Here is a 26,510-nt window from a genome sequence, read left to right on the forward strand (position 1 = left end):
TTTTGTCTTTCCTTCATTTTACACTACTTTGTTCGGATATCAAACGGATTTTACCCATTCTTCTACAAATTTCAATGCACTTTCGAGCTTCTCTGGGTCTTTTCCACCAGCTTGTGCCATGTCTGGACGGCCACCACCGCCTCCACCGCAAATGGACGCAACTTCTTTAATAACCTTTCCTGCTTGATACCCTTTTTCAATTAAATCTTTTGTTACACCAGCAATTAAATTTACTTTTCCTTCATGAACACTGCCAAGAACAACGATTGCGGATCCAAGCTTATTCTTTAAATCATCTGCCATATTACGCAAATTATTCATATCTGTTGCAGCAACTTTTGCTGATAAAACTGTAACGCCGTTAATTTCCTTTGCTTGCGAAACTAGACTCCCAGCTTCAATATTCCCTAATTTTGCTGTCAATGACTCATTTTCACGTTGCAGCTGCTTTACTTCACTAAGTAAGCTGTCAATTCTTGAAGCTAAATCTTTTGGATTTGCTTTTAACTTACTAGCTGCTTCCTTTAGAATCGCAATTTGGTCATTCAATAGCTGATAAGCAGCTTCACCTGTCACTGCCTCAATACGACGTGTGCCTGCTCCAATGCCACTTTCTGATTGGATTTTAAATAATCCAATTACAGAAGTATTCGGAACGTGACATCCTCCGCATAACTCTAAACTATAATGTTCAACTTGAACAACGCGAACGATTTTCCCATACTTTTCACCAAAAAGTGCCATAGCACCCATCGCTTTAGCCTCATCAATATCCTTATAGTCGATTTGAACATTTAAGCTGCGCCAAATTTGTTCATTCACTATAGATTCAATTTTCTCCAGCTCTTCGTCTGTAATTTGGCCAAAATGAGAGAAATCAAATCGTAAACGATCAGGTCCAACTAAGGATCCTGCTTGATTTACATGAGTTCCTAATACATCTTTCAATGCTTGATGAAGCAAATGTGTTGCCGTATGATTTTTTATAATCTTTGCACGAGTAAATTCATTAACAGAAGCAATAACAGACGCATCCATTTTTAATGTACCAGCTTCAATAATGGCTTTGTGGAGATTCTGCCCATTTGGAGCCTTTTGCACATCCTTAATAGACACTTTTACTTGTTCAGCCTCTAATAATCCATTATCTGCAATTTGCCCGCCGCTTTCAGCATAAAATGGTGTCACATCTAACATGATCTGAACTTCATCACCAATTGTTGCCTCTTCAACTGATTGACCATCTTTTATAATAGCTACAATCTTTGCTTCTGTTTTCAATGTGTCATACCCAACGAATTTACTTTCTACTTTAATATCGCCAAGAACTCCACCTTGAACTTGCATAGAGTCAACATCCTGTCTTGCAGCCCGCGCACGTTCACGCTGATGGTTCATTTCGATTTCAAAACCATCATGATCAACCTTCATGCCTTCTTCTTCAGCATATTCTTCCGTTAATTCAACTGGGAAGCCATATGTGTCGTAAAGACGAAATACATCTTCACCTTGAATTACGATCTTTCCTTTTTCCTTTTCCTTTTTTATCACCTCTGATAAAATAGCCAATCCTTCGTGAAGTGTTTCATGGAAGCGTTCTTCTTCGTTTTTAATTACTTTTTGAATAAAAGCTGATTTTTCTTTTACTTGTGGATAGAAATCATGCATGATCTCACCAACTACAGGAACCAACTCATACATAAATGGCTGATTAATATTGATTTGCTTTGCATAACGAACTGCTCTTCTCAATAATCGGCGTAAAACATAGCCTCTACCTTCATTTGATGGAAGAGCTCCATCGCCTACAGCAAATGCAACTGTTCTGATGTGGTCTGCAATGACTTTAAATGCAGTATCCTTTTCTTTATTTTGTCCATAATTCTCACCAGAAATCTTTTCTGTTCCACGAATGATCGGCATGAAAAGATCTGTATCATAGTTTGTTGGTACATTTTGGACAACTGAAGCCATGCGCTCAAGGCCCATACCAGTATCAATATTTTTCTTCGGTAGCGGCGTATACGTTCCGTCTGGATTATGATTGAATTCTGAGAAGACAAGATTCCAAACTTCTAAATATCTTTCATTTTCACCGCCAGGATAAAGTTCTGGATCATTTTCATCATCCCCATATTCTGGACCTCGATCATAGAAAATTTCAGTGTTTGGACCACTTGGGCCTTCACCGATATCCCAGAAGTTCCCTTCTAACCGAATAATTCTTTCCTCTGGAATCCCGATTTGTTTCCGCCAAATCTCGAAAGCCTCTTCATCTTCGGGATGTATCGTTACAGATAGTTTTTCTTGTTCAAACCCAATCCATTTTTCATCCGTTAAAAACTCCCATGCCCACTCGATTGCTTCCTCTTTAAAATAGTCACCAATCGAAAAGTTTCCGAGCATCTCAAAAAACGTATGGTGACGCGCAGTCTTTCCAACATTTTCAATATCATTTGTCCGAATTGATTTTTGTGCGTTCGTAATACGTGGATTTTCAGGAATAACGCGTCCATCAAAATATTTCTTTAATGTTGCGACACCACTATTAATCCACAAAAGAGATGGATCATCATGGGGAACAAGTGACGCACTCGGTTCAATTGCATGCCCTTTTTCTTCAAAGAATTGTAAAAACATTTGGCGAATTTCTGCACCTGATAACTGTTTCATCCTGTTTACCTCCCATTTTTAACACTGAAGCTAAATAAAGAACACAAAAAGCCCTCATCCCTAGACAGGGACGAGAGCATGCTCGTGGTACCACCCTGATTAGAAAGTACACATATAACTTGCTGGAGTTATTTTGAGTCTCCAAGTACTTTCATCTCATTGTTCCTTAACGCGGATAAACGGCAGGGATTAGCTGCACTCTGGAATAGCCTTCTGTTATCCTTCATCTAGGAATTCTCTCAGCCATGGAATTCCATCTCTTTAGATGGCCTATAACATACTCGTTCCTTCTTCATGATTCCATATCAATAATGTTATAGTCGCATTATAGCGATATAAAAACAAGTTTGTCAATCTTTCCTTTGCGAACGTGCAAATTTCATGTTGTTTCTCTTAAAAAAATGGGCACTCGCATGCACGAAGCTAACTTTCAATACTGCTAATAACGGAACAGCAATAATTAATCCAAGCACTCCAGCAGCTTCTCCTCCAGCCAATAATGCAAATATAATAACAAGTGGATGCATATCAAGACTTTTCCCAACAATATATGGTGATAATATATTCCCTTCTAAAAACTGAAGAACGAGAACAATTACAGCTGATATAATAACCATTTTTATTGACATGGTAGCTGCGATTACAATGGCTGGAACCGCTCCAAAAAGGGGCCCAAAATAAGGAATAACATTTGTTAAGCCAATGAAAAAGCCTAATAATAGTGGATATTTCATCCCAAAAATCCAAAAAAGCAAAGCGGAAATAGCACCAATGGCAGCACAAACTAATAACTGTCCCCGAATATAGCTGCCAAGCGATTTATCTACATCTTTTAGAAATAATATTCCTTCCTGCCTCCACTTTCTTGGTGTTAAATACCATGTCGTCCTTTTTAATAAATCAATATCTTTCAGCATGTAAAAAGAAATAAATGGGATGAGTGCAATAATTAACGAATAATTTAAAACATTAATTAAGATATTTACACTTTTCGAAAGCAAACGATCTAAAGATGCCTCCAATGTTAAAATACTTTCATCAACTCTCATTTGCAATCCTTCTGGCCATTTAGCTGTTTTTTGCTGGATAAGATCAATCCAACTTCGATATTGATTAGCAAATTGAGGGGCATTTTCTGTTAAATCTTCAAGCTGATTAATAAAGGCTGGAATTCCTTTATAAAGTGCATAGCCTGCTCCACCAAAAAAAAGCAAGTAGATAATAAAGACAGCTACCCCTTTATGAATTCCTCCTTCATAAAGCTTCTGTACGAAAGGATGCAGCAAATAAGTAATAAATGCTGAAACAATAAATGGTATAAAGACAGCACTGATGACTTTTAATATTGGAAACCAAAGATCTTGAAGTTTTAAAAAAACAAATAAAACGATAAAAAGGAGAAGTAGAAAACCTAGCCGATAAAACCATTTTAATTGAACATCCACATTCCACCCTCCTTTACATTTAACTCTAAATAGACAAAAGGGCCGACACCAGCTTCGGGTCAGCCCTGTTTATTTATCACTACGAGAGATAACGTCGTTCTTCATCCCCAAAAAGATCATCAAGAGAACTTAACGTTCCATCTTCTTCAACTTGATGGGTGAAAATTTCGCCGTTTAATAAAGTTAGTTCGATAAAACAGCCCCAGCAATAATATTGATTAATGCCAATTTTACCAATATCTTTGCTTTGGCAGTTCGGACATTTCAGCATAGAAAAGACACCTCACATTTTTACATTTACAATGATGGTGTCCTTTCCGATAGCAGGCGGCATATCTGTTTTTATGACTCGTTTGCCTTCGAGTATGTCTGAAAAGAAACCATCAGATAATTCATACCCTATGATTGTCCCCACTTCTTCTTGAAAATATACATCTTCAAGCAGCCCTAGCTTCTCCCCTTCTCTTGTCATCATAACCTTACCAACTAAACTATTTTCACTTTCAAACGTATAATCATCTGCGTTTTTTTCCGATTTCAAAAATGATTGTTCCTCAATCATGACGCCATCCCAACCAAACGAGGATACATCATCAATATCAATTAAAAAAGTTTTTTTCAAAAGTGCTCCTTTTTTGACTAATAGGCCTTTTACTAGGCCATCAGCGGTAATCCGTAAATCAGAAACTTCACCAAGCTTTGCTCCGCTTTTGATTTCAATAACAGGCAACCCTTTCAGTAATGAAAATGTCCGCAAAATGTGCCCCCTTCCCGGAACATTTTTAGTTTACGGCCTCCTCCATAAAATCATACGGAGTGATATTTTCCATCCCAATAAGCGGATCAATCTGCATAAATAGTTCTTCATAAGTAAGAGCTTCTTCCTCAGTCTCGGCCTTTGACATTTGTATATGTTCACTAGGAATTGCTTCTTTAAGTTTTTCTGTTAGTGTAGTTAATCGGGCTTGCTCATCTGCTCGTTCAACACCAAGCTTTAAAGCCTCTTCCTCCCCACATAAAATCAGAAATTGCTTACTGCGAGTGATAGCTGTATAGAGAAGATTTCTCCGCAGCATACGGTAATAGCTTTTCACAACTGGAAGAATGACGATAGGAAATTCACTTCCTTGCGATTTATGCACAGAGCAGCAATAGGCATGGGTAATTTGATTTAAATCTTGTCGAGTATATGTGACTTCAACACCTTCGAATGAAACGATAACCATATCTTGCTTCTCGGTATTTTCCTTCGCAAAAAAAATCGAAACAATCTCACCCATATCTCCATTAAAAACATGGTTTTCCGGCTGATTTACTAGCTGTAGCACTTTATCCCCGATTCTGTACTTTACATCTCCATACAATAGCTCTTTTCGTTTGCCATCGTGATTAGGATTATAAATCTCTTGTACAATTTCATTTAGCTTATCAATACCAGCAGGACCTCGATACATCGGCGCTAGCACTTGAACATCCATCGCCGAATACCCTTTCTTTTTTGCATTAGTAATGACTTTTTCGACAACCATTGCTATTTGGCTCGTGTTGCATTTGAAAAACGACCGATCAGCCTGCTGATCTGTTATATTGGCTGGAAGCTTCCCTTTTTTCATTTCATGAGCTAATTCAATAATAGATGAACCCTCTGCCTGGCGATAAATATTTGTTAAACGAACGATCGGAATCCTGTCTGAGCGGAGCAGGTCTTTAAGAACTTGTCCTGGTCCAACAGAAGGAAGCTGATCCTCATCACCTACTAGAATAACCTGAATTGTATCAGGAAGTGCTTTAAATAATTGATTTGCCAGCCAAATATCAACCATGGACGTTTCATCTATAATTAAAATTTTCCCCTCAAGTGGGTTCTCTTCATGATGATCAAAACCTTCTGCTCCATTCCAGCCGAGTAGTCTGTGAATGGTAACAGCTGGCAGGCCTGTTGACTCTGCCATTCTCTTTGCAGCCCTTCCAGTAGGTGCAGCTAGTAGAAATGGAAAAGGTTCATCTTTTTTATAATCTTTCGGATTTAAAGAACAGCCGTGCAATTCGGCAAATAACTCAACTATCCCTTTTATAACAGTCGTCTTTCCAGTTCCCGGTCCACCAGTTAAAATAAGCATGGGGGACATTAATGCGGTTTGAATGGCTTCCTTTTGTGATGGTGCATATTGTACCTTTATGCGTTCTTCCAAGTTTCCAAGTGCTAATAAAAATTCTGATTCAGGAAATTGTTGTTCATATTCAGTCTGTTTTAAGATTCGCTTTATATTCGTAACAAAACCTTTTTCTGAAAAATAAAGAGAAGGCAAATACACGTTTTGTTCTTCGACAAAGATTTTGCCTTCTTCACCTAGCTTAATAATTTCATTCGAGATATCATGAAAATCAATTTCATCACGTTTATTTTCTTCAAGCAGTCTTTTCGTTTGTTGCAGCAACATTTTGGCTTCCATAAAGACATGTCCTGCCTGCATTGACTCTGTCTCTAGAATGTATAAGCATGCAGCCCTTATTCGATCTGGGTGGCTTCCTGAAATTCCGAGCTGAAAGCCTAGCTCGTCTGCTCTACCGAAACCGATGCCTTCAATATCTTCAACAAGCTTATATGGATTTGTCTGAATAATAGTTAATGTTAATTCTTTATATGTTTGATAAATTCTCATGGATAGCTGCGGTCCAAAGCCATATTGATTTAACGCGATTAACACTTGCTCAAGCCCTTGATGCTCCATAAGTGTATCGTATAAATCTTTTGCTTTATCAGGAGGGAGCTTAGGAATTTGGTCAAGCAAAGATGGTTCATTTAAAATGCGAGAAATAGCATTTTCCCCCAAAGTGGCTACAATGCTTTCTGCTGTCTTAATCCCAATCCCTTTAAAAAGTTCACCTGATAAATAATTGATAACACCTTGCTTTGTTTGAGGAATATCTTTACGGAAGTGTTCAGCATGAAATTGAACACCAAATCGCGGATGCTCCTTTAGCTCCCCATAAAAAATATACGTTTCTTGCTCATGAATTTTCGGTAAATAGCCAGTAATAACTGCTTCTTTATCTTCATATTGCTCATTCGTCTCTTCAACGCGAATCCGTAATACTGTATATAAATTTTGCTCATTATGAAAAATAGTGACGAGATGCCTTCCCTTTATGTATTTCTTTTCTTGCTCCGGAAACAGATTGAAAGAAGCTTGAGAATTCTCAATATCCATATGTATTTCCCTCCTCTCTCTACTTATTTATTCAGGATTTAATGCAATTCTGAATTTCCTTTTACGATCATCTTTTTTCCATAACCAGCCAACATATGGTCTGATTGAATTTCAAGTGCTTTTTCAAAATGTTCAAGGGCTTTATCTCCATCTTCCTTGAAGCCGAAAGCAACACCTAAATTATAGTGGGCATCTGCATGGTCTGGATCAATATCCAAACATCTTTCAAATTGTTTAATTGCTTCATCAATTAGCTCAAGCTTAGCTAGACATAAGCCATAGTGAAAAAATGCCTCTGCATCAAATTGATTTAACTCAGTACTGCGCTGTAAATATGGTAATGCCAATTTAACTTGTTCTAATGCCACTAATGATAGACCAAGCATGAAATAATTATCGCCAGATTCTATTCCTTTTCTCATCGCAGTTTCGAACATATTTTTCGCTTGTTCATATTGTTCAAGCTGGTAATATAAATTTCCTGCACTATAATAAGCAGAAGCAGCATTATGATCTAATTCAATTGCTTTTTCAAAAAACTTTAATGCCCGTTCATGATCACCAAGTACAGTTAAGACATTTCCAAAGTTAATATATGAAATCGGGTCATTTGGGTTTTCTTCAATCGCTTCAACGAAAACCTTCGCTGCTTCCTCCCACTTTCCTTCTTGCATATATTGAATTCCTACCTTATTTCTATCCATAATTCTCAACTCCAATCAAATTCATATTATAAAAGCGGAAGCGCCTTGCTTAGCGACGTATAAACTGGATTAACCCCGACTCTATGATAGAATCGGGGTGTATTTTTAGCCAACAAAATCTAATCGCTGTCCGTCCTTATAAACCTCATCGATTGTTCCACCGCCAAGGCATTCTTCTCCATCATAGAAAACAACAGCTTGACCTGGAGTAACCGCTCGGATTGGCTCATGAAAAATAACTCTTGCTTTATTATCTTCCATTAGTTCAACAGTCACTTTATTATCTGGCTGACGATATCTGAATTTTGCTGTACACTCGAATGTTGATTGTTTTTCTTTGTTTGAAACCCAACTAATATTAACTGCAACGATTGAATGAGAGTAAAGTTTATCATTGTGAAAGCCTTGGCCAACATAAAGTACATTACGTTTCAAGTCTTTTCCAATAGCAAACCACGGTTCTCCCGCTCCTCCAATTCCTAACCCGTGCCGCTGTCCAATCGTGTAATACATAAGTCCATCATGCTTGCCGACAATTTTCCCATCAAATGTTTCCATATTTCCTGGTTGTGCAGGTAAATAGCTGCTGAGAAATTGTTTGAAATTCTTCTCACCAATAAAGCAAATTCCTGTACTATCTTTTTTAGTTGCTGTCGCAAGCTCAGCTTCTCTCGCTAATTCACGCACTTTTGATTTCTCAATATTTCCAATTGGAAACAACACTTTTTCCAGTTGATCTTGACTAAGCTGATTGAGGAAATATGTTTGGTCTTTATTATCATCCATTCCACGGAGCATCTTATATTCTCCATCACGGGATTCTACTCGTGCATAATGGCCAGTCGCCAAATAATCAGCACCAAGATTCATCGCATGTTCTAAAAAGGCTTTAAACTTGATCTCTTTGTTACACATGACATCAGGATTTGGTGTTCTTCCCGCTTTATATTCATCTAAGAAATAAGTAAATACCTTATCCCAATATTGCTTTTCAAAATTGACTGCATAATAAGGAATGCCAATTTGATTACAAACGCGAATGACATCATTGTAGTCCTCTGTGGCAGTACAAACCCCAAATTCATCTGTATCATCCCAGTTTTTCATAAAAATACCGATTACATCATACCCTTGTTCCTTCAATAAAAGGGCAGCAACGGAGGAATCGACTCCTCCTGACATCCCGATAACAACTCGGGTATCTTTCGGTGCTTTTTTCATTTATGTTCACCTTGCTTCTTATTAAAATTATATATTGAGAAAGACGATTGTCTAGCAATTGTGACTAATAGAATGCCAATTTTCTAATTCGTCAGGCGTTTAATAATTTTTACTGTTTCTTTAGCTGCTGTCACAATTTCTTCTTCCGTATTGTGAAGGCCAAAGCTAAAGCGGATGGAATTTTGCAAGCGTTCCGATCCTTTTCCAAACATAGCAACAAGAACATGTGACGGGTCAATCGTACCTGCAGTGCAAGCTGAGCCACTTGAAGCAGCAATCCCAGCTAAGTCTAAATTGACTAAAGTGGCTTCAAGATTTGTTCCAGGAAAGCTTAAGTTTAAAACATGAGGAAGAGAATGATCAAGTGATCCGTTTTGCAAAAATTCTATTTCATTATCTTGAAGAATTTGAAGAAAAATACATTTAAACTCTTGGTAAGTCTCTCTCTTCTTCTCCCGCTCTTGTTGAACAATCCGAACAGCTTCCCCAAATCCAGCAATATATGGAACATTTTCTGTCCCAGCACGCCTTTTTCTTTCCTGATCCCCACCGATGACTCTTGATGATAATTTTAAATCCTTTTGAGCATATAAAAAACCGATTCCCTTCGGACCGTTAATTTTATGTGCAGCAACTGAAAGAAGATCAATTCTCATTTCTTTTACATCAATTTTTTCAAGTCCGAATGCCTGAACTGCATCTGTATGAAATTTAGCTTGATGTTCATGAAGTAAAGCGCCGATTTCTTTAATAGGCTGGATCGTGCCGACCTCATTGTTCCCGAACATAATTGTGACTAAAATGGTGTCATCTCTTAACGCTTTCTTCACATCATTAACATGAATTAGCCCTGTCTCATCAACAGGTAAATAGGTTACTTCATACCCTTGCTTTTCAAGATGCTGACATGCATGAAGAACAGCATGGTGTTCAATTTGAGTCGTAATAATATGTTTGCCTAACTGTTTATAAGTTTCAGCTATTCCGAAAATAGCAAGATTATCTGCTTCAGTACCGCTTCCTGTAAAGATAATTTCATTTGCATCGGCATGAATACTTTCTGCGATTTTTTCTCTTACTCCATCAATAACTTGTCTAGCTTGTCGACCAAAATAATGAGTACTTGATGGATTTCCATACGTATTATTCATAACATCCATCATTTTTTCAATTACTTTCGGATGAATTGGCGATGATGCAGCATGATCCACGTATATTCTAGTCATTTTTTCACCTTCTTGAATGTAGATGTCTATTTCTCTTATTATTTAGAGTATTTTACCATGTTAAACAAGGCTATTGATTTCCGTTCCAGGTTGCTCGCTTTCCGCGGGCGGTCCGGGAGCTTCCTCGGTTCTGTCGCACCTGCGGGGTCTCCCTTGTCCCTTCCTCCCGCAGGACATTGAATAAACATCCTTGAAATAACACCGTACGAAGAAAATGCGTATGCATTTTCGAGGAGTCTCGCACCTTCCACTACAATCAACAGGTGCATAAATCAACATTATTTTTTAACACGGCCTAAATATAAAACATATATGCTTCAGTTTCACCGTCATCTGTATAGTTTGCCAAATCTTCAAGTGTTGTATTATCTAATACTTCTTTAACGGCATCACGTATTTGCATCCAAAGATGTTTTTTCGCAGGTTCTTCATCTTCAAGTGCTTCAACAGGACTAATCGGCCCTTCCAAAACTCGAATAATATCCCCTGCAGTTATTTTTACTGGATCATTTCCTAAAATATATCCTCCATAAGCTCCGCGAATACTTTTCACGAGACCAGCATTTCTTAATGGGGCAATAAGCTGCTCAAGATAATGCTCTGAAAGATCGTTCGCAAGAGCAATCGTCTTTAAAGAAATCGGTCCCTCCCCGTGCTTCTTTGCTAATTCCATCATAATTGTTAAACCATAACGGCCCTTAGTTGATATTTTCATATGCTTGCACCTCTATCCTTTTCTCTACTTGTTGTGACAACTTTTGCTAAAGTCTGCTTCATTCGTTTTTCTAAAAATTTGTTCGTTAAAAACTGGCATTGTGGCAATGCAAAGCCAGCGATGGGACCAATTGTTAAACCAATAGCTATGGTTCCCCAGAAGATAGGCCCACCAAGCTGCCAGCCGATTAATAGCACAATGATCTCCATACAAGCTCTTACATGACCTATTTTCCAGCCTGTTTTTGAAGTTAACGCAATCATTAAACTATCTCTAGGTCCTGCTCCAAGTTGAGCTGATATATAAATCCCCATCCCATAGCAATAAATAAACATTCCAAAAACAAACATGATAATTTTACCACTTAATGAAATAGGGGTCTGCATAAACGGCAATAACAAATACAAATCGATAAAAACTCCAACTAGAACCATATTTAAAAAAGCCCCCATTTTCGGAAACTCTTTAGAAATGATGGCTGCAACTGCTAATATGACTACCCCAACGATAATTGACCAAGATCCGATTGTGAGGCCTAACTGGTAATATAAGCCGACATGAAGTACATCCCAAGGACTCGCTCCTAAATCAGCGACAATTAACAAAACGATCCCGAGACTCATTACTAATAATCCTAGTAAATAAACAAAAAATCTCGACCCGATTTGACCCCTTTTTTTCCCATTCATTCGCCATATTCTCCTCGCTCTGAGAAAAAACGTTAATCTTAGTAATTAGATAGACTTTTGTTATTATAGCATATTTAAACGTGTTGATCATTTTGCCAAACATAATATTATGGTATGTTTAATTTATTATAAAATTTGTCTTGCGGAATCAAGTAAGTGCTGTTCATGTTTTGAGGTGACAATGATGAGTATTAAACCATTAGCTTATAAAATGAGGCCAAGAACCATCGAAGAAATTATCGGTCAGGAGCATCTTGTAGCAGAGGGGAAGATTATTAATCGAATGGTAAAAGCAAAACAGCTTTCTTCGATGATTCTATATGGACCTCCTGGAATTGGAAAAACGTCGATTGCTAGTGCCATTGCTGGAAGTACACGTTATGCTTTTCGAAATTTAAATGCTGTGACAAATAATAAAAAAGATATGGAGATCGTCGCTTCTGAAGCAAAAATGTCGGGTAAAGTCATCTTGCTTCTAGATGAAGTCCATAGACTTGATAAAGGAAAACAAGACTTTCTTCTTCCTTACTTAGAAAATGGCATGATTACATTAATTGGGGCAACGACAAGTAATCCATACCACGCAATTAATCCTGCCATTCGAAGCCGCTGCCAAATATTCGAATTAAAGCCATTATCAATAGAAAATATTAAAGAAGCTTTATTACGAGCAATTAAGGATACGGATCGAGGATTAGGCGATAAAAATATTCAGATAAGTGAAGAAGCGCTTATCCATTTTGCCACAGCTTCGAATGGAGATGTCAGAAGTTCATTAAACGCTTTAGAATTAGCCGTTCTATCCACACCGCCAGATGAAACAAATATTATTCAGATCGATTTGCAAACGGCAGAAGAATGTATGCAAAGAAAAAGCTTAGCACATGACAAAGATGGAGATGCTCATTATGATGTTCTTTCCGGTTTCCAAAAATCAATCCGGGGGAGTGATGTAAATGCAGCCCTCCACTATTTAGGCAGATTAATTGAAGCAGGGGATCTTCCGAGCATTAGCAGAAGGCTGCTTGTCATTGCCTACGAAGATATTGGACTTGCTTCACCACAAGCTGGGGCAAGAACGTTAGCAGCGATTGAAACGGCAGAGCGAATTGGCTTTCCCGAGGCAAGAATTCCGCTCTCAAATGCCGTTATTGAGCTATGCTTATCACCGAAATCGAATTCAGCTATTGTTGCAATTGACAATGCCCTTGCAGATATTAGGGCGGGAATAAGCGGTGAAGTTCCTGACCACTTAAAGGACGCTCATTATAAAGGGGCAGAAGAGCTCGGTCGAGGAATCGATTATCAATATCCCCATAATTTTGAATCAGGCTGGGTCAAACAACAATACTTACCTGATAAACTAAAAAATAAAATTTATTATCATCCAAAAAAGACTGGTAAGTTTGAACAGGCATTGTCTGTTATCTATCAAAATCTTCAAAAATAAAAATATGGTGCCTATGTTGGGCACCATATTTTTTAGTAAAATGCTTAAGCTGCGACATCTCGCTTTTTAAATACGTAGAAGGCTACTACTTGAAACAATACAAAATAAACAAGCAACATGATAATCGAGAATGAAATGGTCATTCCATCAACGATTGGAGAACCTTCAAAATACTGTAGCAGATTCGTATTAGCAAACAAAATGTATTTTGCCCATTCATACTTCACGGCAATTAACTGTGTTACTTGTCCTCCCATAAAGTAAAGGAATAATGACAAACCAATAGCTAATGAACTATTGCGGAATGCTGCAGAAATCATGAACGCCATCGTTGCAAGCATTAACATATTAATTGATTTTAAACCGTAATAACTAATCAGATGAACAAACATGCTTTGTTCGGTAACCTTCCCATTATAATAGTTTAAATACGGAACAGCGTTTTCTGGCAATCCGAAAAGTGCCGCCCCTAAACCTGAAGAAAAAGCAAATAAGAGTGTTAGCATGAATAAACCGAACAACAAAACAGTCAAATATTTTGATAGCAAAATTCTCCATCTTTTTATTGGCCGGATCAAGAGCAATTTGATCGTTCCCCAATTGAATTCACTTGCTACTATTCCTGCAGCGATAATGATCGTAAACAATCCTACAAAATCAACCATTTGAGAAATATCATTAACAAATCCCCAAACTGAGTACTCCTCATTAGGTGAAATATTGTGTTCAATTCGATATTCATTTAAGGCCAATTGTCTTTCCGCATATTGTGTCACGTTTATTGGTGCGGAATCCCCCATCTCATCAAGTTCCTTTTTGAGACTTTCATTTTGAACCTGTAATCCTTGTTTCCAATTATCATTATCCGGAATTGTTCCTTTAGAATCTTGGTATTTAATGAAGCCTCCAACCAAGATTGTGAACAATAATAAAATCCCAATCATTACGTATGTGCCTGGCCGCTTAAATATTTTCATCCATTCGTTTTGAATAAGATTAAGCATTTATCTTTTCCTCCTTATGAGAAGTCACTTCGAGGAATCTATCTTCAAGTGTTTTCGTTACTTCCTTAATTCCATAAATTTGAATATCATGATGAACTAGCTGTTTTATCATCGAAGGAATACTTTCTTTCTTTAGTTGCAATGCAATTCCATTATTCGTTTGCTGTATTTCAATAGATGGTTGTATTTCCTTAAGCAGATTGAAAGCTTTCATTGGTTCTGCTACTTCAAACTCATATATATTTTCTTCTCCATTTACAAAATCATGAATTTGCTGAACATCAACTAGCTTACCACTTTGGATAATCCCAATTCGATCACACATCATTTCCATTTCTGAAAGCATATGGCTCGAGACAATGACAGCCATGTTCTTCTCTCTCGTTAACATTTTAAGGTGATCTCTAATTTCACGAATTCCCGCAGGGTCTAGTCCATTTGTCGGTTCATCTAGTATTAATATTTTGGGATCATGGAGAAGACATTGAGCCAACCCTAATCTTTGCCTCATCCCAAGTGAATATGTTTTCACCTTGTCATGAATTCGATCAGTGAGCCCAACTAACTCAACTGTTTCATCAATTTTCTTTTTCGATATTCCATTCGACATTCTCGAAAAATGTTGCAGATTTTGATAGCCACTCATAAACTTGTACATTTCTGGGTTTTCAACAATTGCTCCTATATGGGAAATGGCTTGCTCAAAGTCTGTTTTAATACTATGACCCATAATTTTTATATCACCAGAAGTCATTCCAATTAATCCGACGATCATTCGAATTGTCGTTGTTTTTCCTGCACCATTCGGTCCGAGGAAGCCAAACACTTCACCTTGATTCACATTGAAACTAAGTGAATCAATAATCGTTCTTCCTTTAATGACCTTTGTTACATTTTGGATTTCCATTAAGGGTTTCATCTACTTTTCTCTCCCTGTAATAAAAGTTAAAATTCTTCCTTCGCAATAATCTTTATCCCATTGACTAAATTCCAAATGACGACAACGAAATTTATAATGAAGAATACGGAAATACTGACAATAAAAAACGGTGATAGCGTATCCGTAGCTGCTCCTTCAAAAATGCCGTAAATCACAAATGGCATAGGAATAAAGACAGTAAGATGGGAAAACAATGCTCTTTTTGCATGAGTTTTCACTTTTTTATCCTCACTAACAAAATAGACGATAATCGGAAGGATAAACCCTGCAAAAAAGACACTAAAATAATTTAGTGATGATAGTAGCTTATTTGTATTCATTTTCTCCTCCTTTTTGTGAAAATGTTTGCTTCATCCATCCAATGACAGACATGCCTTTCGACGCTCTTAGCTCCTCCACATTTTGACGGTCGATGATTTTCCCATTTTGTAATGCTAATACTTCATCAAGAAGAGGCTCAATTTCATCAATTTCATGTGTGGCAATGACAACGGTCTGGTTTTCAAAATCTAAATAAGAGAGCAAGCCCTTCACAATCGATTCTCTTACCATCGGATCAAGCCCAGAAAATGGCTCATCCAATAATAAAACTTTAGCCTCCCTAGCTAGTGAAAGCACGAGCTTCAATCGGCCACGATTTCCTTTAGATAATTGTTTGATTTTTTTTGTCTCTTCTAGATTCATAAATTGTAACAATTCATTTGCACGATCACGGCGAAAATCAGGAAATTGAGAGTCATAAAATTCAATCATATCTTTCACTTTAAATGGGTCATAAAACATATCAAGTTCAGTTAAATAGGCAACATCTCGAGCAATTTTTCGATCTGCTATCTTTCCATCGACAATAACTTTACCTGATGATGGATGCGCCAAGCCTGCAATCAGCTTTAATGTCGTTGACTTCCCGCTTCCATTTGGACCCAGCAAACCATAGATCTTTCCTTTTTCAAGTGTGAAGGAAACATCATTTAGGCCAAATTCACCACCATATTTTTTTGTTACTTGCTGAAACTCAATCATGCCAATCCCCCCGTTTTCCTTTAATGAACTCGTGTAAGCCGGAGAGCATTTCCTCTTCTGTAAAACCAAGCTCTTTCATATTGATAACAAATGCTTCAATAATATCCATTTGCAATCGAATTTTTAATTCCTTAATCAAATTTATATTCTCGGTAACGAATGTTCCTTGCCCACGCCTTGTTTCCACGATTTCCATCCTCTCCAATTCACTGTAAGTTCGCTGAATCGTATTTGGATTGACACCCATTTGCACGGCCATTTCACGTACTGACGGAAGTTTATTTCCTGGTGAAATTTTGCCGCGAATAATTTGTTGATTAATTTTATCAATAATTTGCATATAAATCGGCTTCGAATTTTCAAATTCTTCACCCATAGCTTACACCTCGACTTTCCGCTCTAAAAGCCAAACTGCACAAATAAAAACGATGACAATAATGACTAGATAAATAATACAGTTCATAATGGATAAACCAGCTGCATCATGAACCCCAGCTGTGAAGGAATGTGCTCCCGTTTCAAAACGAATAAAAGGAATTGAATCAATCTTAATCGTACCAATCCTTATCATCTTTTGGTATATCGGGAGATTTGTTACATAGTTTTCAACAAATGATAGGAGAAGCCAAATACCAATCATAATTGGCCAACGTAAGTTCCTAATAATTGGGATGTTTTTTAATGCATGATAGAAGGTCCAAAAAAATAAAACCCAAATTCCTAAAAAGACCGACATAAAAAAGATGATAAATCCAGAGAACAATAAATTTGACATCGGCTGTGCGAGCGGTGAATCAGTAGCCAGGACCTCAGGTAAAATGGCTTGATTAATTCCCCATACTGCTAATATTAATGCGATAACAATTGAAAATAAAAAATAGAATGCACATGATGACAATTTAGCCAAAAACAGCTTTGAACCGCTGTTGGGATTATGCATCCACAATTGTGTCTGAGCTTCTGTTTTTAGGGAATTGAATAAGAAAGCCGGCATGAAAAATACATGCATAAAAAAGATCGTTAATGTTATAACAGCGAAAATTTGAGGTTCATGAAAATACCTTTGTAAACCTACTGCGAGTAAAACAATTATGAACATCGCCAATAGACTAAGTAAAAATAAGTTTTTCGAAAGCTTTAGTTCTTTTATAAATAAACCAGTAAAGGCCCTCATGGAATCTCCTCCTGTATTAGCATTTCAGTGTTCTAGTTAGATAGTACACTGTTACATTAAGTAAAGTCAACTCTTTTCACAAAAAAAGACCTAGCCCTTTTTAAGAGCTAGATCTTTGTAAAACTCTAGTTATCGTTCTTTACACGATTAATTTTTACATCACCCAATAATTGTCTTACAACATAGCTAGCCATAACAAGCCCAGCAACGGAAGGCACAAATGCATTAGATGAAGGAGGCATTTTAGCTTTGCGGATGTCTGCGTCATCCTTTCCAACCACTTTCCGAACATCTTCCCGAATGACAATAGGACTTTCATCTGAGAATACAACAGGAACTCCCTTCTTAATTCCCTCTTTTCGTAAACGTGTTCGAATCACCTTTGCAATTGGATCAGTATGAGTTTTCGAAATATCAGCAATTTGAAAACGAGTCGGGTCCATTTTATTAGCTGCACCCATACTTGAAATCATCGGGATATTTCTTTTTAAGCATTCTTTAATCAAATGAATTTTATACGAAATTGTGTCAGAGGCATCGACGACGAAGTCTAATCCCTGCTCAAAAAACTGCTCATATGTTTCTTCAGTATAGAACATCTTCAATGCAATGACTTCACAGTCAGGATTAATATCTTTAATTCTTTCCTTCATTAAATCAACCTTTGGTTGCCCAACTGTTGAAAGCAAAGCAATGATTTGTCTGTTTACATTTGTAATATCAACATCATCTTTATCAACAAGCACGAGCCGTCCAACACCCGATCTTGCTAAAGCTTCAGCAGCAAATGTTCCGACACCGCCAACACCTAGAACAGCAACCGTGCTGTTCTTCATCTTTTCAAGCCCTTCCTTCCCTATAGCAAGCTCATTTCTCGAAAACTGATGTAACATGTATCTCAACTCCATACAACTTAAATATTGTCTATTTTGGTTTACCCGTTTAAGAATATAACATACTTTCCAATAAAAATAAGTACTTCAATAGGAGTTTACGCCTTAACAAATTTAAGTTATTCATATTAATTGTCACAAAATTGTCACCAGTAAATTATAGCAACTATTATTACCTGATGACAAGTGTCACTATTTTTTTCTAAAACAGGATGATACGATTAAGCAATTAATAAATGAAATGGGGGTATTTATATTGAATTTACCACAATTAAAAATTGGCCACATGACTCCAAAGTTTCCGATTCTCCAAGGTGGGATGGGCGTTGGGATCTCACTGAGCAGTCTCGCTTCGGCTGTTGCGAACGCAGGAGGAATCGGCATTATTTCTGGTACTGGAATTTCAACTGAAGAATTACGAGCCCATATTCAAAAAGCTAAAAAGCTAACAAATGGAAAAGGCTATATTGGAGTGAATGTATTATTCGCAATGAATGATTTTGCTGAGAAAATGAAAGCAGCGATGGAGGAAAAAGTTGATTTTATTATTTCAGGAGCTGGAATTTCTCGGGATATGTATGCTTGGGGCAGAGAGTATGGGATTCCTGTCATTTCTATCGTTTCCTCTGCAAAGCTAGCAAAAATTTCTGAAAGACTCGGTGCTGCAGCAATAGTGGTTGAGGGCTGTGAAGCAGGTGGGCATCTCGGAACAGATCAACCTTTATTTGAAATCCTTCCTGAAGTAGTAGAGGCTGTTAGCATTCCAGTTATTGCGGCAGGTGGAATTATGACAGGAGAAGATTTGGCGAAGGCCGTTCAGTTAGGAGCTTCTGGTGTACAAATGGGAACGAGATTCGTAGCGAGTGAGGAATGTGATGCACCCCTTTCTTTTAAAGAAAAGTATGTGAACGCAAGAAAAGAGGATACAATCCTTGTAAAAACAACTGTCGGCTTACAAGGCCGTGCCATCAAAAATAAATTTACCGATTTAATTAGTGGAGCTGCAAAAGTAAAAATCACGAAATGTCATGATTGCTTAAAAAATTGTTCTTACCGTTTTTGCACATTAGATTCTCTGTTAAAATCCGTCGGCGGGGATGTTGAGAACGGCCTTGTATTTGCTGGGGCAAGAGTAGCTGAAATAAAGAGCATATTACCTGTACAGAAAATCATTCAAAATATTGCTGCTGAATATACATTAGCGACTTCATAAATGACTTTTATAAGAAAAGCGAAGCTAAGTGCTTTCGCTTTTTTATTTTAATTGAAAAAGAGTTCGATAATACTATATATTTCTTAATTTTAAACAGCTATAACCATAGATAACCGCCTTTTTTTCAAGGATAACAGCAACTTTCTCATGATATCGGTCTTTTTCCAAGTATATCGGTCTCTTTCCGATTTTATCGGTCTTTTTCCAAGTATATCGGGCTCTTTCCGATTATATCGGCCTTTTTCCGATTATATCGGTCTCTTTCCAAGTATATCGGCCTTTTTCCGAGTATATCGGTCTTTTTCCGATTTTATCGGGCTCTTTCCGATTATATCGGTTTTTTTCCGAGTATATCGGCCTTTTTCCGTTTATATCGGCCTTTTTCCGTTTATATCGGCCTTTTTCCGTTTATATCGGCCTTTTCCGAGTATATCGGCCTTTTTCCGAGTATATCGGTCTTTTTCCGATTTTATCAGCGACTTTCCAATCAATGAAAAAAAGCCATGCTATATGAATAGCATGGCTTTTCAATTCAGTATGTAAAAGAGCCCCAATCGTGCCGTCGCTTGAGTGCCTTCATTTTGAACCCGCATATAGCAGGTGGGTGTCCTGCTTTCAGTATTCTGTAAGTCCTCTTGTTAGAGGCATTTACGCAACTGAAAAACTCCAGACTCCCGAAGGAAAGATGTTCGGTCAAAATTTAGGTTGTACAACGAACACATCAGGACTCTTTTTTGATTACCTGTATTTTATCATATCCACTATCCTCTTTCAAGCAAGCTTACGGAAAACTGCTAAAGAGGAGGAATGACCTATTCCTTCTCTGTCTTTTGAATATTTAATGCTAAATGCAAATCATCTAATTGAGCTATATCTACTTCACTAGGTGCTTCAGTCATTAAACAGCTTGCACTTGCTGTTTTCGGGAATGCGATTGTGTCACGAAGATTCGTTCTTCCGGAAAGAAGCATAACAAGTCGATCAAGGCCGAGTGCAATTCCACCATGTGGCGGAGTTCCATAATTGAATGCTTCCAATAAAAATCCAAACTGAGCGTATGCTTCCTCCTTTGTAAAACCAAGGACATGAAACATTTTTTCTTGGATCTCTCGTTCAAAAATACGGAGAGAGCCTCCGCCAAGCTCATAGCCATTTAAGACAAGGTCATATGCTTGCGCCCTTACTTGACTTGGATCTTTATCAAGAAGATCTAAATCTTCTCTAAATGGCATTGTGAATGGATGATGGGCAGCATAATATCTGCCTTCCACTTCTTCATATTCAAGCAACGGCCAATCTGTAACCCACAGGAAGTTAAACTTGCTTTCGTCAATAAGTCCGAGGTCTTTACCAAGCTTTGAACGTAAAGCACCAAGCGCGTCTGCTACGACATTTTTCTTATCTGCAACAAATAGGAGAAGGTCACCATTCTCAACAGACAATGAAGCTTTTATGGCAGCTTGCTCTTCATCTATTACAAACTTCGAGATTGGCCCTTTCAAGCTATCCTCTTCTGCCTTTAGCCAAGCAAGCCCTTTCGCACCATAACGTGAAACAAATTCTGTTAAAGCATCAATATCTTTTCTGGAATATTGTGTTGCTCCACCCTTCACATTAATTGCTTTTACTTGCCCACCTGAACTTATTGCACTCGCAAAAACTTTAAAGCCTGACTCCTTCAGAATTTCGGATAAATCGACTAATTCCATTGCAAAGCGTGTATCCGGCTTATCAGAGCCGTAACGATCCATCGCTTCTTGATAAATCATGCGAGGAAATGGAGTTTGGATATCAAGGCCTTTTACTTCCTTCATGATTTGTTTCATCATGTTCTCCATTAAATCCATAATATCATTCTGGCTCATAAAGCTCATTTCAATATCAAGCTGCGTAAATTCTGGCTGACGGTCAGCACGTAAATCTTCATCACGGAAACAGCGGGCAATTTGATAATAACGTTCAAATCCACCTACCATTAACAATTGCTTAAAAATTTGTGGAGATTGTGGCAATGCATAAAATTCTCCTGGATGAACCCGGCTTGGTACTAAATAATCACGTGCACCTTCAGGGGTGCTCTTCGTTAAAATCGGGGTTTCCACATCAAGGAATCCCGCTTCATCAAGGAAAGTTCTCATTACTTTTGTTACTTGATGGCGCATTTTAAAGGTTTCAAACATAACAGGTCTTCTTAAGTCAAGATAGCGATATTTAAGACGTATATCTTCGGACACTTCGGTCTTACTATCGACAGAAAAAGGAGGTGTTTTCGATTCATTTAAAATCGTTATTTTCTCAGCTTTTATTTCAATTTGTCCTGTTTTTAAATTCTCGTTTACTGTACCTTCTTGTCGAGGGATAACCGTCCCTTCAATATCAAGAACAAACTCGTTTCTTACCTTTTCTGCGATAGAAAGAGCTTCTTCAGAAACCTCAGGATTAAACACAACCTGAACAAGACCTGTACGGTCACGCAAGTCAATAAAAATCAAACCACCGAGGTCGCGGCGCTTCTGTACCCATCCTTTTAATATAACCTTTTCTCCAATTGCGGCTTCAGTTACTTCTCCGCAGTAAAATGTTCTCCCAAACATGATTATTCCTCCTATAATTCAAGCTTTAGCCATTCCTTAATGAAGTGCCATAAATTTTTCGATAAATAAATCAAGCTCGATTTCAGTCTGTTCACCAGTCTCCATCGACTTTAAATTTATTTTGTTCGCTTTTAGTTCATCTTCACCTAAAATTGCCACATACTTTGCATTGATTCGGTCTGCTGCTTTAAATTGAGCTTTTATTTTTCGATCTAAGTAATCCCTTTCAGCAGAAAAGCCTGCTTGACGCAGCTTGTAAAGTAAACCTACTGTATAATCTTTTGCTTCCTCACCAAGTGCTACAAGGTAACAATCAATCCCTTCGCGAGTTGGCAGAGTAATTTTCTCAGCAGCCAAGGCGGCGATACAACGTTCAATACTCATTGCAAAGCCAATTCCCGGTGCTTCTGGTCCCCCAATTTCTTCCGTTAACCCGTTATATCGTCCGCCTCCACAAAGAGTTGTAATTGCGCCGAAGCCTTCAGCCTCACTCATCACTTCAAAAGCGGTATGATTATAATAATCGAGCCCTCTTACAAGATTTGGGTCAACCTCAAATGGAATATTTAAAGCTGTTAAATATTGCTGTACTTTTCCAAAATAGCTTTTTGATTCATCATTCAAGTAATCAATAATCGATGGTGCTGTCTTCATTAATTCATGATCACGGTCTTGCTTACAATCCAAAATTCGCATTGGGTTTTTCTCTAGTCTGCTTTGACAGTCAGAGCAAAACTCATCAATCCTAGGGCTAAAATGATTGATTAAAGCCTCTCTATGCGCAGCTCTGCTTGATTTATCTCCTAAACTGTTAATGACAAGCTTCAGCTTCTTTAAGCCTAATGATTGATAGAGAGTCATCGCTAGAGCAATAATTTCAACGTCTATTGCTGGGTCAGCACTTCCGATGGCTTCAGCGCCAAACTGAACAAATTGGCGATAACGCCCGGCTTGCGGCCGTTCATAACGGAACATTTGTCCCATATAGTAGAGCTTAATCGGCTGACTCGCATCCCCATACATTTTATTTTCCACATATGAGCGTACAACTGGAGCGGTGCCTTCAGGTCTTAGTGTAACACTTCGATCTCCACGATCTTTAAATGTATACATCTCCTTTTGAACGATATCTGTTGTATCTCCAACACTGCGTAAAAATAATTCTGTATGTTCAAATATAGGAGTTCGAATTTCTTGATATTGAAATTTTTCACAAAGTTCTCTTGCTTTTTTTTCAATAAGCTGCCATTTCTCTACTTCTCCAGGGAGAATATCTTGTGTCCCCCTTGGTATGTTTATAGACATTCCTTCATTCCTCCAATAAATCAATTTATGTACACATGAAAAAGCTCTCGTCCCTTGTATATAATACAAGGGACGAGAGCTTTAATATTCCCGTGGTGCCACCCTAATTGAAGCTCTTATAAACTTAAGCTTCCACTTTTACAGTTAACGCCTGCCTACGTTCATCTCCTACTAAAGCTAAATGCTCTTTCAGAGAGAAGCCTACGAAGTGTTCATTCGTTAAATCATCATGTAGAAATGCTTTCAGCCTATGACATTTCTTCTCTTTTCATGTGGGGTTTAACTACTATTCTCCATCAACGGTCTACTCATAATGTTTATATAATAATACGGATGATAAAGAGCATTGTCAATAGTGATCCTTTAAGAACGCTCTAAATATTTTTTTAATTTCTTTACATCTTTAACTGATAATCCAAATTCAGAAGCTAATTCAACCATATTCGAACCTTGCTCCTTCTGGATAAAATCATGGAAATCCACGCCAAAAAGCTGATTTTCTCCTAATTGTGCTGACATTCCTTTATCACCAAATCTCATTTTGATCCCCCTCTGTTTTTTCACTCCCTTCTATTCTTCCCAAAAAAGAGAAATTGCTTCCAAATGATTTATTATTTCATTTTGATATTTTTGCAGGAAAATGATTTGCCAAAAGAGAAATATTACCTAGGCATGAAGTTAGAAAGTATGAAGGAGGCTAAATATGCAAAATAAGAAAAAGTTCATCAAGATATTGTGCCTAATTCTAATTGTCAGTTTTGGGTTGGTTCCATCTGTCCCAACAATTAGTGCAGCAGGTCAATCTGTAAAAGTTGGAACCGATAGCATTAATATTCGAAAGGGTCCAGGACTTAGTTATCCAATCGTAGCGAAAGCAAAAAGAGGTGAACAATACTCCTTACTTGCTGAGAAAGGGGATTGGATTGAAATTCAATTGCCAAGTGGGGAAAAGGGATGGGTTGCAAATTGGCTGGTCTCGAAAGGGAGCGGTCAACAAACGCCAACTACACCTGCTGTAAATAATTCTAATAAAAAAGCTATTGTAACAGCTGATGGTTTAAGAGTTAGAAAAGGCCCTGATACGAGCAATCAAGTTATTGGCACCATACATAAGGGGAGTTCATACAACGTCATTTCAACTAGAGGAGATTGGATACAGTTAAATACACCTTATGGAAATGGCTGGGTTTCTAAAGATTTTATTAATCTACAAGACAGTTCAACTAATAACGAACAGACGGCAAGCTTAAGTGGAAGGATAACCGTTAACATCTTAAATGTCCGAAGTGCTCCATCCATTAATAGTACGATTATCGGAAAATTAGGTGAGGGAGATTCCGTCAAAATTATCTCTCAACAAGGAGACTGGACTGAAATCTCTTATTCTGGGACAAATGCTTGGATTAGTAGCGAATTTGTGCAAATTGGAAATGATTCCGCTACTAATTCGAGTAATGATAAGAAGCAAGATCCCGTTTCTTCGTCAGCGATCGGGAAAATTGGAACGGTTACAGCTACATCATTAACCGTTAGAAAAACGGGCTCCTTAGATGGAAAACCCATCTCTACTGTTTCTAAAGGACAAAGCTTTAACATAATTGAGGAAGTAAATAACTGGGCAAAAATTGAATACAAAAAAGGGGCTTACGGATGGATTGCTAGCTGGTACTTAGATAAGGCTGGGAAAAATGATTCTCCATCAACAGGAGAAAAAGTGAAAAATAGTACTGTCACGATCATGCACGATGGATCAAACATTAGAAAAAATGCTAGTACTCAATCTGAAGTAATCAAAAGAGCGAATCAGGGAGACACTTTTACAATTAAAAGCATTCAAAAAGATTGGTATGAGCTTAAACTTTCTGATGGAAGCAGCGGTTTTATTGCTGGATGGATTGTTTCTGTAAATGGTTCAGCACCGCAAGTTGAAAAATTAGGCTCTGATAAGTATTTACAAAATAAAAAAATTATTATCGATCCTGGACATGGTGGAAGAGATAATGGTACTACTGGAACAAGCGGTACCATTGAAAAAACTTTAACATTAAAAACAGCCCAGCTTTTATATAGCAAACTTAAAGCAGCTGGAGCAAATGTCGTACTTACTCGCAATAGTGATACATATATTCCCTTAGCTTCTAGAGTTTATTCTGCACATTATAATAACGCCGATGCTTTTATTAGTATCCACTATGATAGTGCAGATGATCGCAGTGTCAGAGGAATGACGACTTACTATTACTATTCCTATCAAAAAAAGCTAGCCGCAAATATTCATGAGTCCGTTGTGCCTATCGCAAATATTAAGGATCGCAATTATCGATATGGAGATTATTATGTTCTCAGAGAAAACAAACGAAGTGCTATCCTCATGGAACTTGGGTATTTAAGCAATCCTGCAGAAGAAATGCTTGTCACATCTAGTCAATTTCAAGAAGCAGTCGCATCAGGAATCACCCAAGGGTTAGCAAAATACTTTAAAAATTAATCATTTATCAATAAGAAAAGCTAAGACATTCTCCTTTAACGATTGTCTTAGCTTTCTTTTATGCAAAACTATTAGCTGTAAAATTTTTTAGATTCCTATTTACTTTCCAAAATTAGCGTAACAGGTCCATCATTCGTAAGCTGTACATCCATCATCGCACCAAATTCACCTGTTTCAACTTTCAAGCCTTTTTCACGAAGATAATGATTAAATCGCTCATACATTTTCAATGCATACTCAGGCTTGGCCGCATCCATAAAATTCGGTCTCCGCCCTTTTCGGCAATCACCATATAGAGTGAACTGGGAGACGGATAATATTTCTCCACCTTTATCAAGAACGGAATAATTCATTTTTCCTTCTTCATCTTCAAACACACGAAGATTCGCAATTTTCTCCGCTAAAAATGCTGCATCTTCTTCTTTATCTTCATGTGTAACACCAACGAGTAGGACAAAACCTTTCGTAATGCTTCCAACGACCTTGTCATTAACCGTTACACTTGCTTCCTTACTTCGCTGTACTACAACTCGCATCAAAA

24 protein-coding genes, 1 other RNA gene and 1 other annotated feature are annotated in these 26,510 nt (G+C 37.6%); of the genes, 3 read left to right on the forward strand and 22 right to left on the reverse strand.

The window, feature by feature from the left end; translation table 11 throughout:
* Positions 1 to 39: 39 nt before the first annotated feature.
* From alaS to KDN24_RS18140, 10 genes are all read right to left on the reverse strand, one after another.
* Positions 40 to 2,673 carry an alanine--tRNA ligase gene (gene alaS, locus KDN24_RS18095; protein WP_409971889.1) on the reverse strand — a complete coding sequence of 878 codons (2,634 nt, stop codon included), beginning with the start codon at positions 2,671 to 2,673 and terminating at the stop codon, positions 40 to 42.
* Between the two features lie 350 nt (positions 2,674 to 3,023).
* Positions 3,024 to 4,118: an AI-2E family transporter gene (locus tag KDN24_RS18100; protein WP_409971890.1), complete on the reverse strand. Its 1,095-nt coding sequence runs from the start codon at positions 4,116 to 4,118 to the stop codon at positions 3,024 to 3,026.
* A gap of 79 nt (positions 4,119 to 4,197) precedes the next feature.
* Positions 4,198 to 4,389, reverse strand: a complete 192-nt coding sequence (locus KDN24_RS18105) for a YrzR-like zinc ribbon domain (protein WP_491348101.1) — start codon at positions 4,387 to 4,389, stop codon at positions 4,198 to 4,200.
* Positions 4,390 to 4,401: 12 nt separating this feature from the next.
* A complete protein-coding gene (locus KDN24_RS18110; RefSeq protein WP_409971892.1) occupies positions 4,402 to 4,875 on the reverse strand; it encodes a PRC-barrel domain-containing protein in 474 nt (157 codons plus the stop codon).
* Between the two features lie 25 nt (positions 4,876 to 4,900).
* Positions 4,901 to 7,330, reverse strand: coding sequence for an SF1B family DNA helicase RecD2 (recD2, locus tag KDN24_RS18115; RefSeq protein WP_409971893.1), 2,430 nt, complete (start codon positions 7,328 to 7,330; stop codon positions 4,901 to 4,903).
* Positions 7,331 to 7,368: 38 nt separating this feature from the next.
* Positions 7,369 to 8,034, reverse strand: coding sequence for a tetratricopeptide repeat protein (locus KDN24_RS18120; protein ID WP_409971894.1), 666 nt, complete (start codon positions 8,032 to 8,034; stop codon positions 7,369 to 7,371).
* Positions 8,035 to 8,139: 105 nt separating this feature from the next.
* Positions 8,140 to 9,255 carry a tRNA 2-thiouridine(34) synthase MnmA gene (mnmA, locus tag KDN24_RS18125; protein ID WP_409971895.1) on the reverse strand — a complete coding sequence of 372 codons (1,116 nt, stop codon included), beginning with the start codon at positions 9,253 to 9,255 and terminating at the stop codon, positions 8,140 to 8,142.
* 83 nt (positions 9,256 to 9,338) lie between these two features.
* Positions 9,339 to 10,481: a cysteine desulfurase family protein gene (locus KDN24_RS18130; protein WP_409971896.1), complete on the reverse strand. Its 1,143-nt coding sequence runs from the start codon at positions 10,479 to 10,481 to the stop codon at positions 9,339 to 9,341.
* Positions 10,482 to 10,776: 295 nt separating this feature from the next.
* The gene (cymR, locus tag KDN24_RS18135) at positions 10,777 to 11,196 is read right to left on the reverse strand and encodes a cysteine metabolism transcriptional regulator CymR (RefSeq protein WP_409971897.1); all 420 of its coding nucleotides are present in this window, start codon (positions 11,194 to 11,196) and stop codon (positions 10,777 to 10,779) included.
* Positions 11,193 to 11,885 (reverse strand): YczE/YyaS/YitT family protein, encoded by a 693-nt coding sequence (locus KDN24_RS18140; protein WP_409971898.1) that lies wholly within the window; start codon positions 11,883 to 11,885, stop codon positions 11,193 to 11,195. The genes cymR and KDN24_RS18140 overlap by 4 nt, the downstream gene beginning before the upstream one ends.
* A gap of 184 nt (positions 11,886 to 12,069) precedes the next feature.
* Between KDN24_RS18140 and KDN24_RS18145 the strand changes: the two genes are divergently transcribed.
* Positions 12,070 to 13,335: a replication-associated recombination protein A gene (locus KDN24_RS18145; RefSeq protein ID WP_525931250.1), complete on the forward strand. Its 1,266-nt coding sequence runs from the start codon at positions 12,070 to 12,072 to the stop codon at positions 13,333 to 13,335.
* 44 nt (positions 13,336 to 13,379) lie between these two features.
* Here KDN24_RS18145 and KDN24_RS18150 read toward each other — a convergent pair whose 3' ends face one another.
* The 7 genes from KDN24_RS18150 to KDN24_RS18180 all read right to left on the reverse strand — a co-directional run bounded on the left by KDN24_RS18150 (position 13,380) and on the right by KDN24_RS18180 (position 18,369).
* The gene (locus KDN24_RS18150; protein ID WP_409971899.1) at positions 13,380 to 14,339 is read right to left on the reverse strand and encodes an ABC transporter permease; all 960 of its coding nucleotides are present in this window, start codon (positions 14,337 to 14,339) and stop codon (positions 13,380 to 13,382) included.
* A complete protein-coding gene (locus KDN24_RS18155) occupies positions 14,332 to 15,258 on the reverse strand; it encodes an ABC transporter ATP-binding protein (protein ID WP_409971900.1) in 927 nt (308 codons plus the stop codon). Before KDN24_RS18155 ends, KDN24_RS18150 begins: the two co-directional genes overlap by 8 nt.
* 26 nt (positions 15,259 to 15,284) lie before the next feature.
* Positions 15,285 to 15,599: a magnetosome magnetite crystal formation protein family gene (locus KDN24_RS18160; RefSeq protein WP_409971901.1), complete on the reverse strand. Its 315-nt coding sequence runs from the start codon at positions 15,597 to 15,599 to the stop codon at positions 15,285 to 15,287.
* The gene (locus KDN24_RS18165; protein WP_409971902.1) at positions 15,586 to 16,302 is read right to left on the reverse strand and encodes an ABC transporter ATP-binding protein; all 717 of its coding nucleotides are present in this window, start codon (positions 16,300 to 16,302) and stop codon (positions 15,586 to 15,588) included. Before KDN24_RS18165 ends, KDN24_RS18160 begins: the two co-directional genes overlap by 14 nt.
* Complete coding sequence (locus tag KDN24_RS18170; protein ID WP_409971903.1) at positions 16,295 to 16,678, reverse strand: GntR family transcriptional regulator; 384 nt, start codon at positions 16,676 to 16,678, stop codon at positions 16,295 to 16,297. Before KDN24_RS18170 ends, KDN24_RS18165 begins: the two co-directional genes overlap by 8 nt.
* Positions 16,679 to 16,681: 3 nt before the next feature.
* Positions 16,682 to 17,476, reverse strand: a complete 795-nt coding sequence (locus tag KDN24_RS18175) for a hypothetical protein (RefSeq protein WP_409971904.1) — start codon at positions 17,474 to 17,476, stop codon at positions 16,682 to 16,684.
* Between the two features lie 125 nt (positions 17,477 to 17,601).
* Positions 17,602 to 18,369, reverse strand: a complete 768-nt coding sequence (locus KDN24_RS18180; protein ID WP_409971905.1) for a tRNA threonylcarbamoyladenosine dehydratase — start codon at positions 18,367 to 18,369, stop codon at positions 17,602 to 17,604.
* A 256-nt stretch (positions 18,370 to 18,625) separates the two neighbouring features.
* Here KDN24_RS18180 and KDN24_RS18185 point away from each other — a divergent pair, with 256 nt between their 5' ends.
* Entirely contained in the window at positions 18,626 to 19,582 is a 957-nt protein-coding gene (locus KDN24_RS18185; RefSeq protein WP_409971906.1) for an NAD(P)H-dependent flavin oxidoreductase, read from the forward strand.
* Positions 19,583 to 20,125: 543 nt separating this feature from the next.
* Here KDN24_RS18185 and ssrS read toward each other — a convergent pair.
* The 4 genes from ssrS to KDN24_RS18205 all read right to left on the reverse strand — a co-directional run bounded on the left by ssrS (position 20,126) and on the right by KDN24_RS18205 (position 24,021).
* Positions 20,126 to 20,313, reverse strand: a non-coding RNA gene (gene ssrS, locus KDN24_RS18190) — 6S RNA.
* Between the two features lie 81 nt (positions 20,314 to 20,394).
* The gene (aspS, locus tag KDN24_RS18195) at positions 20,395 to 22,176 is read right to left on the reverse strand and encodes an aspartate--tRNA ligase (RefSeq protein ID WP_409971907.1); all 1,782 of its coding nucleotides are present in this window, start codon (positions 22,174 to 22,176) and stop codon (positions 20,395 to 20,397) included.
* Between the two features lie 36 nt (positions 22,177 to 22,212).
* Complete coding sequence (hisS, locus tag KDN24_RS18200) at positions 22,213 to 23,481, reverse strand: histidine--tRNA ligase (protein ID WP_409971908.1); 1,269 nt, start codon at positions 23,479 to 23,481, stop codon at positions 22,213 to 22,215.
* Between the two features lie 65 nt (positions 23,482 to 23,546).
* Positions 23,547 to 23,790: a binding site (T-box leader), on the reverse strand.
* Positions 23,791 to 23,844: 54 nt separating this feature from the next.
* Positions 23,845 to 24,021 carry a hypothetical protein gene (locus KDN24_RS18205; protein WP_409971909.1) on the reverse strand — a complete coding sequence of 59 codons (177 nt, stop codon included), beginning with the start codon at positions 24,019 to 24,021 and terminating at the stop codon, positions 23,845 to 23,847.
* Between the two features lie 163 nt (positions 24,022 to 24,184).
* On the opposite strand from KDN24_RS18205, the gene KDN24_RS18210 reads away from it, so the two are divergent.
* Positions 24,185 to 25,969 (forward strand): N-acetylmuramoyl-L-alanine amidase family protein, encoded by a 1,785-nt coding sequence (locus KDN24_RS18210; RefSeq protein WP_409971910.1) that lies wholly within the window; start codon positions 24,185 to 24,187, stop codon positions 25,967 to 25,969.
* A 95-nt stretch (positions 25,970 to 26,064) separates the two neighbouring features.
* On the opposite strand, the gene dtd is transcribed toward KDN24_RS18210, so the two are convergent.
* Complete coding sequence (gene dtd, locus KDN24_RS18215; protein ID WP_409971911.1) at positions 26,065 to 26,505, reverse strand: D-aminoacyl-tRNA deacylase; 441 nt, start codon at positions 26,503 to 26,505, stop codon at positions 26,065 to 26,067.
* Positions 26,506 to 26,510: the final 5 nt, after the last annotated feature.

This window comes from Cytobacillus sp. Bva_UNVM-123 (genome assembly GCF_046351715.2).
GTDB lineage: Bacteria > Bacillota > Bacilli > Bacillales > Cytobacillaceae > Cytobacillus.

Bases quoted from the DNA above. Each gene is read 5' to 3' on its own strand.
- KDN24_RS18180 (WP_409971905.1), bottom strand. From the start codon at position 18,369: ATGTTACATCAGTTTTCGAGAAATGAGCTTGCTATAGGGAAGGAAGGG.
- recD2 (WP_409971893.1), bottom strand. From the start codon at position 7,330: ATGGATATTGAGAATTCTCAAGCTTCTTTCAATCTGTTTCCGGAGCAA.
- cymR (WP_409971897.1), bottom strand. From the start codon at position 11,196: ATGAAAATATCAACTAAGGGCCGTTATGGTTTAACAATTATGATGGAA.
- KDN24_RS18165 (WP_409971902.1), bottom strand. From the start codon at position 16,302: ATGATTGAGTTTCAGCAAGTAACAAAAAAATATGGTGGTGAATTTGGC.
- hisS (WP_409971908.1), bottom strand. From the start codon at position 23,481: ATGTCTATAAACATACCAAGGGGGACACAAGATATTCTCCCTGGAGAA.
- KDN24_RS18145 (WP_525931250.1), top strand. From the start codon at position 12,070: ATGAGTATTAAACCATTAGCTTATAAAATGAGGCCAAGAACCATCGAA.
- dtd (WP_409971911.1), bottom strand. From the start codon at position 26,505: ATGCGAGTTGTAGTACAGCGAAGTAAGGAAGCAAGTGTAACGGTTAAT.
- KDN24_RS18105 (WP_491348101.1), bottom strand. From the start codon at position 4,389: ATGCTGAAATGTCCGAACTGCCAAAGCAAAGATATTGGTAAAATTGGC.
- KDN24_RS18155 (WP_409971900.1), bottom strand. From the start codon at position 15,258: ATGAAACCCTTAATGGAAATCCAAAATGTAACAAAGGTCATTAAAGGA.
- KDN24_RS18150 (WP_409971899.1), bottom strand. From the start codon at position 14,339: ATGCTTAATCTTATTCAAAACGAATGGATGAAAATATTTAAGCGGCCA.
- KDN24_RS18140 (WP_409971898.1), bottom strand. From the start codon at position 11,885: ATGAATGGGAAAAAAAGGGGTCAAATCGGGTCGAGATTTTTTGTTTAT.
- KDN24_RS18130 (WP_409971896.1), bottom strand. From the start codon at position 10,481: ATGACTAGAATATACGTGGATCATGCTGCATCATCGCCAATTCATCCG.
- KDN24_RS18210 (WP_409971910.1), top strand. From the start codon at position 24,185: ATGCAAAATAAGAAAAAGTTCATCAAGATATTGTGCCTAATTCTAATT.
- aspS (WP_409971907.1), bottom strand. From the start codon at position 22,176: ATGTTTGGGAGAACATTTTACTGCGGAGAAGTAACTGAAGCCGCAATT.
- KDN24_RS18120 (WP_409971894.1), bottom strand. From the start codon at position 8,034: ATGGATAGAAATAAGGTAGGAATTCAATATATGCAAGAAGGAAAGTGG.
- KDN24_RS18205 (WP_409971909.1), bottom strand. From the start codon at position 24,021: ATGAGATTTGGTGATAAAGGAATGTCAGCACAATTAGGAGAAAATCAG.
- mnmA (WP_409971895.1), bottom strand. From the start codon at position 9,255: ATGAAAAAAGCACCGAAAGATACCCGAGTTGTTATCGGGATGTCAGGA.
- KDN24_RS18175 (WP_409971904.1), bottom strand. From the start codon at position 17,476: ATGAGGGCCTTTACTGGTTTATTTATAAAAGAACTAAAGCTTTCGAAA.
- alaS (WP_409971889.1), bottom strand. From the start codon at position 2,673: ATGAAACAGTTATCAGGTGCAGAAATTCGCCAAATGTTTTTACAATTC.
- KDN24_RS18160 (WP_409971901.1), bottom strand. From the start codon at position 15,599: ATGAATACAAATAAGCTACTATCATCACTAAATTATTTTAGTGTCTTT.
- KDN24_RS18170 (WP_409971903.1), bottom strand. From the start codon at position 16,678: ATGGGTGAAGAATTTGAAAATTCGAAGCCGATTTATATGCAAATTATT.